The following is a 440-nucleotide window of genomic DNA, read 5'->3' as shown; positions in this document are numbered from 1 at the left end:
CAGGCGGCCGGCCAGCCGTGCCGCCGCAGCCAGCGGGAAGAGCAGCGAATTGAAATAGCCGAGCTTCCTAGGCTCGAGCCCGGCCGCGCGGATCGCCTTGTCGAGCGACGCCTTGGAATAACGGCGATGATGGTGGTTCACCACGTCGTGTGCGCTCCACATCCATTGATGTGCGGGCACGGTGATCAGGATCTTGCCCCCCGGCTTCAGACACTCGGCCATCGCCTTCAGCGCTGCGACATCGTCCTCGATATGCTCGACCACGTCGAGCACGGCGATCAGGTCATAGCCGCCACGGTCGACACCGGTGAGTTCGGGCAGCGGCGCGGAGCCGACGGGCTTGCCCAGCCGCGCACTCGCGATCTCGCGCGCGGCCGGATCGATCTCGATCGCATCGACCGTGCCGAACGCAGCCAGCATCGGCAGATTGTGCCCGGTGC

The 440-nt window shown here is 66.8% G+C and carries 1 protein-coding gene; it reads right to left on the bottom strand.

Annotated elements, in window-relative coordinates; all coding sequences use genetic code 11:
• A partial coding sequence (locus tag RAD16_RS41370; protein WP_458163731.1) for a class I SAM-dependent methyltransferase occupies window positions 1-440 on the bottom strand: 440 nt, incomplete at both ends.

This window comes from Bradyrhizobium sp. 18BD (assembly GCF_054185225.1).
The sequence above is the reverse complement of the archived record's forward strand: the minus strand, read 5'-3'. Positions and strand labels throughout refer to the sequence as shown.